This is a genomic window from Actinomadura sp. NPDC048955, from assembly GCF_040649435.1.
Lineage (GTDB): Bacteria > Actinomycetota > Actinomycetes > Streptosporangiales > Streptosporangiaceae > Spirillospora > Spirillospora luteofluorescens.
Window position 1 is genome coordinate 1 of the sequence record NZ_JBEZJI010000117.1, and the last position, 8585, is coordinate 8585.

The 8585-nt window shown below is 65.6% G+C and carries 6 protein-coding genes; all 6 read right to left on the minus strand.

Annotated elements, in window-relative coordinates; all coding sequences use genetic code 11:
* Nucleotides 1-438 precede the first annotated feature (438 nt).
* The 6 genes from AB0C84_RS44575 to AB0C84_RS44600 all read right to left on the minus strand — a co-directional run bounded on the left by AB0C84_RS44575 (nt 439) and on the right by AB0C84_RS44600 (nt 6688).
* Nucleotides 439-1491: an RNA polymerase subunit sigma-70 gene (locus AB0C84_RS44575; protein WP_361078620.1), complete on the minus strand. Its 1053-nt coding sequence runs from the start codon at nt 1489-1491 to the stop codon at nt 439-441.
* Between the two features lie 115 nt (nt 1492-1606).
* On the minus strand, nt 1607-2353 hold the full coding sequence (locus AB0C84_RS44580) for an SDR family oxidoreductase (protein ID WP_361078623.1): 747 nt from the start codon (nt 2351-2353) through the stop codon (nt 1607-1609).
* A 462-nt stretch (nt 2354-2815) separates the two neighbouring features.
* Nucleotides 2816-3367 carry a TIGR03086 family metal-binding protein gene (locus tag AB0C84_RS44585; protein WP_361078626.1) on the minus strand — a complete coding sequence of 184 codons (552 nt, stop codon included), beginning with the start codon at nt 3365-3367 and terminating at the stop codon, nt 2816-2818.
* Between the two features lie 37 nt (nt 3368-3404).
* Nucleotides 3405-4451, minus strand: coding sequence for a sigma-70 family RNA polymerase sigma factor (locus tag AB0C84_RS44590; protein WP_361078628.1), 1047 nt, complete (start codon nt 4449-4451; stop codon nt 3405-3407).
* Between the two features lie 133 nt (nt 4452-4584).
* Nucleotides 4585-4962 (minus strand): VOC family protein, encoded by a 378-nt coding sequence (locus AB0C84_RS44595; protein ID WP_361078630.1) that lies wholly within the window; start codon nt 4960-4962, stop codon nt 4585-4587.
* Between the two features lie 325 nt (nt 4963-5287).
* The gene (locus AB0C84_RS44600; RefSeq protein WP_361078633.1) at nt 5288-6688 is read right to left on the minus strand and encodes a DHA2 family efflux MFS transporter permease subunit; all 1401 of its coding nucleotides are present in this window, start codon (nt 6686-6688) and stop codon (nt 5288-5290) included.
* Between the last annotated feature and the right edge of the window lie 1897 nt (nt 6689-8585).

Consider the following 8585-nt stretch of genomic DNA (forward strand, 5'->3'; position numbering starts at 1 on the left):
CGTCGGCTCCACCAAGCAGATCGGCCGCATCACCGTCGCCAAGGTCGAGAACAAGGGCCGCGGCTTCCGCCGCCTCCGCATCAAAATCACCGACTAGCCGCTATCATCACAAAAGTTGCTACCCCTGGATTCGAACGATTTCGAATAGAGCGAAGGGTTTCTCGGTTCGGCTCGCATTGCGAGACATGCCGAGCCCTCCAAAACTCCAGGACCGGTCGCAAGGCCTGCTGATCGCGGTGGGGCGGGTGGGGGTGGCCATCGGACGAAGCCGAAGGCGGGTTCCCCCAAGCACGCCGTTTTTTACCGATCCACTGTTCATGGCCGAGGTAATTGAGGCGGATCGGGCTCTACCATCGATTCGCCCGAGCGGCCCCTGGTCCTGTGTGGCACTCCCAAAGCCCCTAGATGCATGTGGCGGGCGTATGCTCACCAAGCCGCTCAAGCAAGCCCAGTATCCTTCGGCGTGCGGTCGCGTCGGCAACCGTCGCTCTCTGGCGCGTCCAGCGTCAGCGCCCACGGCTCTAGGAATGTGTCGATGTGGCTGATCAGCCCGCCGTTCAAGGTGAGCACCATCGCGTGGTGTGCCCGGAAGCCGCTGGTCGCGGGATCCCAGAGATGGGCCCGGGCAGCGAGTTGACCACTCGCGCGGGTAGGAGTCAGCCGCCATTTTAGGCTGCCGTCCAGCGGCCTAGCCCTGAGAAACGCCGCGACTGCGTCGCGGCCGCGGTACCACGTCGCGGTCGGAGGCATCGCGATCGTCGCTTCGTCGGTCAGCATGGCCACGATCGCGGCGACGTCATGCCGCTCCCAGGCGCGGACATACCGGTCGACGATATCTCGTAGCCGCGCGTCACCGAGCGAACTGAGCGTCGCTTGCTGACTGGGCCCTGGGAGGCAGTGGTCGACGGTTTTGTGGGCACGCTGCAGCGCGCTGTACACCGAGGCGGGTGTCGTCTGGAGCATTCCGGCGACCTCGGCGCCAGAGAAGCCGAGCACATCGCGCAGGACCAGTACCGCCCGCTGGCGGGCGGGCAGACGCTGGAGCGCTGCGATGAACGCGAGCTCGACGCTCTCCCGCTCCTCGTAGCGGGCTTCGGGACCTGCGATGCTGTCGCGGAGACGCAGCTGCTCGTCGGGGTAGGGCTCAATCCAGGTCGATTCGTCGAGCGGCTCGCTGAGCGGCCGGCGCGGATCGCCTGGCGGACCGTAGCCCACCGGCAGCACACGCGGTGGCCGGCGCTCGACCGCCCGCAGGCAGACGTTCGTCGCGATCCTGTACAACCACGAACGCAGCGAGCTTCGGCTCTCTAGCGACGGCAAATGCCGCCACGCGCGCAACAACGCCTCCTGGACGGCGTCCTCCGCATCGTGAACCGAGCCGAGTATCCGGTAGCAGTGGGCGTGGAGCGCGCCGCGGTACGGTTCGACCAGCTCGGCATAGGCACGCTCGTCGCCAGCGACAGCAGCCTGCAGCGTATTCAACTCGGTCATCCGATTCCTCACACAACGGCGGGCAGCTGTAGACAGACCTGGCCGCCCTCACCGTGGCCAGTTGCGTCCACGGTGACCCGGTGTACGGCAAAGCCACCGCGGACGCCTGACCGCTCTACGCAGAGGCCGCAACGATGGCTGCCATCTGCCGTTCCGCATTCTTCGGCGAGGAATGGAACTGCTCGCCGAAGGCCGCGGAGAACGCATCGGGGAAGATGTCCTCCTCGCCCGCCTCGATACCGGCGAGCATCGCCTTCGCAATGTCACCGGGGGAGGTCTTCTCGAACTCAGCCGGGAGATCCTTGGTCATGTCGGTGTCGACCGGTCCCGGATAGACGCCGTACACCGATACCGCCTGAGCCGCCAGCAGTGCCCGGGCAGCCTGGGTCAGCGAATTCTGCGCAGCCTTCGACGCGCTGTAGGTCGGTTGGAGCGGCACGTTGGTGAGTCCGGCCACCGAGCAGATGTTCACTATGACGCCGCCGCGCCGCCCCAACGTGTCCGCGAATCCCCGCACCATCCGCAGGACACCGAAGTAGTTGACCTCCATCTCACGCCGCGCCACCTCGATGATCGCCTGGTCGGTCAGTTCCGTCGGTTCGAACGCGCCGGCATTGTTGACCAGCAGATCGATATCTGTTGCCTGGCCTACGACCTCGGCGACCTGCACGGCGTCAGTGACGTCCAACCGTACTGGGACCAGGCGAGAGCCGTGGTGCTCACGCAACGGCTCAAGCGTCTTGGGATCGCGCGCCCCAGCGTAGACCTTGGTGGAGCCGCACTTCAGCAGTGCCTCGGTGATCGCCCGGCCAATTCCTCGGTTGGCGCCGGTCACCAGAGCCACCGATCCATCGATGCGCATCTGCGCCTCCTCTGTTGACTTGTACAGATACAGATCCGGGCCGGGACCGCGATCCAGCGGTCGATGCACCTCTCGTCGCGTGACGTTCGTCACTCGCGTTGGCCCGATCACACGGTTCGGGCAGGTGACTATCCTCCGCGCCTGAGGTTGTGACTCCAGTGGCCGTGAGAAATCGCTTGCTCAGCGTCCGGTCGGCACTCAACCTAGAATTGCGATTGAGGCGGCAGCCAGGTATCGAGGATCCAAGGCAGAGCCCCGACTCCCAGCCCGGACCAATCGCGAAGTTCTGTCGCAGATTTTGTCACTGCGGACTGCCTTAGGCGTCTATCGCCCGGCCGGAAATGACGCATTCCCGCTTTTCTGCTTGTGCCTTCACGGTTCACGGTAGCCGCACCACCTGGGGGTGGCATTCGCCCCCTGCGGTGGCTTGGCTGGGTCGTGGTCCGGAGTTCACGCCCCCGGTCAGGGATCTGGGTTGCGGCCAAGGAAGGCGATCAGCCGGTCGCTGGGATTGGTTGAGTGTGCCACTTGGGCCGGGGCGAAGAGCGGCTGGCGGGCATACTCGGTGATCAGCATCGGCGCGATATCCAACATGTCGGTAGCCAGTCCTGCGGGGATCGGGCGGCGATCCCCGCAGGACTGGGAGACGTCCCATCCGTGCACGGCGATCTCGATTGCTGCGGTATGGGCCACGATCTCGGTTTGGAGCTGGAGCCCGGCGATGTCGGTCATGTGCTCGCGATGGCTGGGGGAGAGCCAAGATCCCAGCAGATGGGTTGCCCGGTCTCTAAAGCGCACGGCAGGGTCGGCTACCGGCGGGTCGTCCAGGACGTCACATGGGCGCATGCCCATGTGCTGGGTGTCAACGATTTCCTGGAACGCCTCGAGTGAATCATTGAGGTGTTCGAGCAGCATCCGCAGGTTCCAGGCTGCGCAGGGTGTGGGGTTTGGGTGCTGTCGTGGTGTCACGGCCCGAACAACACCGAGGGTATGGCCGATCGCGCGTTCCAGCATCGCGGCTCCGCCAGTCAGAACCGTCATAGCGTCGCCATCACGGTGTCTGCTCGTCCGTTGCGGCAGATTCATTGCCCTGGGCGCGGTCGAGTGTTTGAGGAAGGTTGAAGAGGGCGAACAGCTCCGGGTCGCGGAACGCGACAATGCGGTTAATCCCGGCGGTGGTGGTCGTGAGGACCATCACCGCATGAATGTGGTGGGCGTTGTCTGAACCGAGCTGGTACATGGCGGCTGCGGGCTGCCCGTTAGCCGTGGTCGCCACCATCCGGATGGCACCTGGCACGGTGAGAACCCTGGTTCGGAAGAAGCCGCCGATGGACGAGCGGCCGGTGAACCATGTCGGGGTGGGCGGCATCTCCAGGACAGCGTCCGTGGTCAGCAGCTCCAGCAGAGTGGCGATGTCGGCGTTCTCGAAGGCCGTGACGTAGCGGTCCAGCAATTCACGCTGGTGGGCGTTGGTGGTCTCGGTCATCTCGTCTTCGGAAGGGGTGACCTGGTCGAGATGAGCGCGGGCGCGTTGAAGGATGCTCTTGACTGCCGGAACGGAGATGCCGAGGAGGTCGGCGACCTCGGCGGCCCGCAGCGCCAATACGTCACGCAGGATGAGGACGGCCCGCTGACGCGGGGGCAGATACTGCAGGGCGGCGACCAGAGCGAGACGCAGTCCTGCCCGCGCGGCCACAATGGTGGCGGGATCGGAGTCGGCGGGAGCCGGACGGTCGGGGAAGGGTTGCAGCCAGGTCACTTCTGGTGGCGGCGCCAAAGGGCCTTCCGGATCCTCGGCGGGGCCCCCGAGTCCGGAGGGCAGCGGCCGACGCTTGCGTTGCTCAAGTGCGGTAAGGCAGACGTTAGTAGCGATTCGATAGAGCCAAGTGCGCAGCGAGGCCCGGCCTTCGAAGTCCTCATAGGAGCGCCATGCGCGCAGATAGGTCTCCTGGACGAGGTCTTCAGCATCCTGGACCGAGCCGAGCATGCGGTAGCAGTAGGCCAGCAACTCCGGCCGGTAGGGGTGGGCCAGCCGTGCGAAACCGTCATTGTGCGGCATCATTCTCCCCTCGCTCTGCCGACCGGAGCGGGACCGCACATCGCCCGCCGGGCCTCGCCCTGGAGCGCCGCAGCATCGCGGTCAGGCACACGCGCGACCGCTGCCTTCGCCTTGGCGAGGACGTCGTTTATGGGATGACCACTCTCGACGTAGCTGGCCCTCACGACCTGTGTCACTGACCTGCGTCGGGCCGGTTGAAGAGTTCTACGAGCTGGACGTAGTTGCCCACCGGGTCCTCCACCGTCGCGATGAGGCCTGGACCAAAGTCCTCCACCGGGCGGACCCACTCCGTGACGCCCAGAGCCTTCAGGTGGGCCACAACCGTTTCGATGTTTTCGACGTAGAAATTGATCAAGATCCTGCCGGGCTCTCGCGTGCTCTGCCCCAGATCGTCTCTGCGGTCGAAGACCAACCGGCTGCCGCCCACCATCACGACGGTGCCCGCCGTGGCAGATGGCGCGAAAGCCGTCCGGTACCAGGCGCTGAGTCGTTCCGGATCGTCGGAGCCGAGTACCAAGCCGCCCAGCTTGATCTCCATCGTGTCTGCCATGATCGCTCCCTGTCACTCGTTACTGAAGCTCTTGCTACTCCTACCGACTTGGCGAGCCGCCGAAAGGAATCGGTAGAGGCGATCCCCGCATCGTCCGAGTCGCACCGGGTGTGATGTTCGGGACAGGGCGGAGCAACAGCCCCGTGGGCAGGGACCGGCCAGCCGGCCAGCGCGACTACCGTATACCGCTCGGTAGTCGCGCGCATACACAGCGGAATCAAGGGGACGGCCTGGGCCGCATCGCGCGATACAGGCCGCCCCCTCATTACCCACTTGACTTGGAAAGCCTCCCTGCGTTGCGCTGCAGCTTGGCTGCCTCGGCAGCTCAGCGGCTCGGCGCGAGTACGGGCCCGGCGGGCTCCTGGGCCGAGGTGGTCCGATGGCTTGGGATGGCCAGCGCTGAGATCGCACCGGCCAGTGACAGCGCGGCGCCTACCCCGATCGCACCGCCGAAGCCGTCGGAGAACGCCGACGCCCCCTCGTAACCACCGGCCTTATTGAACGCCAGTGCCAGAACCGCTACGCCGAACACCCCGCCGAGCTGCCGTCCGGTGTTGAACACCCCGGAGGCCTTTCCGATCTGCTGCGGCGCGACCGCGTTGAGCACGGCGGACTGCGCGGCCGGCATCGCCATGCTCACCCCGGCACCCGCGATCAGCATTGGCACGATCAGCTGCCAATACGGCACTGACGGTGTCGCGGCGAGCGCGAGCCAGCCCATTCCCGCGGCCTGCATCAGAAGCCCCAGCGACGCCAGCCGCCGTGCGCCGATCCGGTTCACTTGCCTGCCCGCCATCGGCGCGACAACCGTTACAGCCGCAGTCCAGGCGAGTAGGTGCAACCCCGCGGCGAGCGGCCGGTCACCACGTGCGGTTTGGAAGTACTGCGCAGTGAAGAACAGTGCCCCGTAGAGCGAGGCGTACAGGAATACCCCAGCGGCGTTCCCAGCCGCGAAACCACGCAGGCGGAACAGGGCCAACGGCACCATGGGCTGTGCTGCGACCCGCTCCCAGGCCAGGAAGGCGACGCTGCAAACCAGCCCCGCAGCCAGTGTGCCCACGACTTCGGCACTCCCCCATCCTGCGGCACCCGAACGGATCAGGCCCCACACCAGGCCGAGCGCGGCTCCAGTCACCAGCAGCAGTCCGCCGGCGTCCATACCGGCGCCACCACCACGGCTCTCGGGGACATGGCGCAGCACCAATGGGACGATGATTGCTCCGATCGGCACGTTCAGCCAGAAGATCCACTCCCAGGCGAGTCCCTGGGTGACGGCGCCGCCGACGACAGGGCCACCGACCACTGCGAGCCCGGTGAGCCCCGCGAACAGTCCCAGCGCCTTCGGCCGGTCAGGCGGTGGGTAGGCGGCGCTAAGCAGGGCCATCGCCAACGGCATCACCAAGGCGGCGCCAGCGCCCTGCACTACCCGCGCTGCGATTAGCCAGCCGACGTCTGGGGCGAGCGCACATGCTGCCGACGCGGCAGTGAACAGCAACAGTCCGGCTGTGAATGTCAGCCGCCGCCCGAACCGGTCCCCCAGTGCGGCGCCGGTCATCAGCAGTACGGCGAAACTCAGGCTGTAGGCGTTGACCGTCCACTCGAGCTGTTCCATGGAGGCGCCGAGGTCTAGACGGATCCGGCTCAGCGCCGTCGTCACCACCGTGGCGTCCAACGCCACCATCACCGAGCCCGCCGAGGCGAGCCCGAGTATCCACTTCCTGTTCATACCTATACCGACCTGCGGCCCGACAAAAGGAATCGGTCGTCCTCCGCCACGGAGGTGGTCTGTCTCACGGGAGGTCCCCGTGACGAGCCGGTGACTTGATCTGGCTTCGACCTGGTGGGGCGGGGTAAGCCGCAGGAGCTACGCGATTGGTGGGGTCGAAGTCGGTGTCGCCCGTGCTACGGACCTGTTCAGTTCGACGACGGCTGGGGCGGAGCCGGTGTCAAGAGGGTCAGCTCGGTTTCGGACCGTAGAGCTCGGAGCGCCCCTGGTCGGACGCCCGACCAGGGGTTCCGGCGAGGCACCGCCGCTGCGAAATGTCCAGGTTGTGGACATCACGCGTCCCTCCTCGAGGGGTACTACGGGGCGGGCCTGGAAAGGAGACACCTCAGCGACCTCCAAGTCACAGGCAGGTCGGATCCGACGTGCGCAAGTGACGGTAACGGTCCTGCAGGAAGCCGTTGAACTGCGGCAACCCCGGGGCAGGGCTCCTGTGGTCAAGGTCTGGAGTCCTCGGGCTGACCACGGCACCGACAAGAGTTACTCGGCGGAAACCCCATGACACGCCGGATGAAGTCGTTGACCTGCACCGGGGTGCATTTGGTACCACGCGCGCATGTTTTATTCCTAAGAGTCACGCCGCATCTGTGCAGCTGAGAGCTCTCCAGCACCCCCGTAACCGGGGGTATGCACCCGGGTGCATACCCCCGCCAGCAGGGGAGTGCACCTCTTCCGTGGAGACGGTGAACCTGTGACAGCGAGCGGAGACACCCTGGAACAGATCTCTTATCTCCGCTCTGGCTGTGGAGGCTCCGGCGGGTGCAGGTGGTCACACGACCCGGACCACTTTGCCCCCCGCGAGGGGGGTAATCGCCGTATCATTTGGTCTTGCCGGTCGCCTGTTCCGAGCCGACCGCAGGGTGGCGGTCGGCGGTCTAGGAATCGTGAGGCGCTGGCGGCATCAACTTGGGGCGGTCACTGGTTGTGCGTGGTATGAAGAGGAGAGTCCCGATCCTGCCTGAGGGGGTCCTTGACCTGCCGTAGTTGTGAGATGCGCCCCTCGCGCGGCAGACGGCCACGGTCCGGGCATTGGAAACTATGCGGCAGCCATAGCTGGGTACCCAGGCGGTTGTTCTGGCGGACTGCACGCTGCACGCTGTCAGTGTTCGCGAACGGACTTGAGGTTGTGCCGAGGGTGAAGGGCGAAGGTGCAGTGATCTGGTCGTGGTGCCGCCGGTGGCGCCATATCTGCCGCTGGAGTCGTCCGGCTCATAGGTGTAGATCGCGAGCGCCAATGCGGTTTGGTCGGTCTCCCCACGCCTGTAGTTCCTGATGTCGTCCGCCGCGTACAGGTTCGTTTGCATCCGCTGTTTCTCAAGGTCGCGGGCTCACGACAAAGTTCTTGTGGTTGGAGGCGCACGTGTAGTGGAAAGGTCTTCGGGCAGCGCCTCGTAAATCACCCGGGTCCAGATATCACCTGGCCAGGCAAAGGAGAGTCTCGCGAGCACGGCTCCTGGTGCCCCCAACCGGGGGCCGGACAGGCAACCAATCGATCTTGTGGGCCTTTTTGCGAGGGCGGGGCGTCACTCGCGCCTCGCCCGAGGCGGCATCGAGTCCACAATCAGCTGGCTGGCACGATTGGTTATGGAACTAATGATGTTGCTAGTCCTGCAGTTCTGCCGTCAAGCGTGTAGTTCGGTCCGACGGCGCCGCCGCTACGAACGAATCCGAGCACTCTGGCCTTCGGCAACTTCCCCCTTCATCGGCCACCATCAGCCTCCAAATGAGACGGCGCCTTAAGAGCCTGTTCTGCGTGGTGTTCTGGGCCGGGTGCTTGTAGTGGATGAGTGCTGGAGTGAGGGTCGGGAGGGCGGCGAGCAGGTGGTCGTGGTGTTGGTTG

What these genes read in the sequence shown, in the direction of transcription:
- AB0C84_RS44595 (WP_361078630.1), bottom strand. Translation starts at nt 4,962, where the DNA reads ATGGCAGACACGATGGAGATCAAGCTGGGCGGCTTGGTACTCGGCTCC.
- AB0C84_RS44600 (WP_361078633.1), bottom strand. Translation starts at nt 6,688, where the DNA reads ATGAACAGGAAGTGGATACTCGGGCTCGCCTCGGCGGGCTCGGTGATG.
- AB0C84_RS44580 (WP_361078623.1), bottom strand. Translation starts at nt 2,353, where the DNA reads ATGCGCATCGATGGATCGGTGGCTCTGGTGACCGGCGCCAACCGAGGA.
- AB0C84_RS44585 (WP_361078626.1), bottom strand. Translation starts at nt 3,367, where the DNA reads ATGCTGGAACGCGCGATCGGCCATACCCTCGGTGTTGTTCGGGCCGTG.
- AB0C84_RS44575 (WP_361078620.1), bottom strand. Translation starts at nt 1,491, where the DNA reads ATGACCGAGTTGAATACGCTGCAGGCTGCTGTCGCTGGCGACGAGCGT.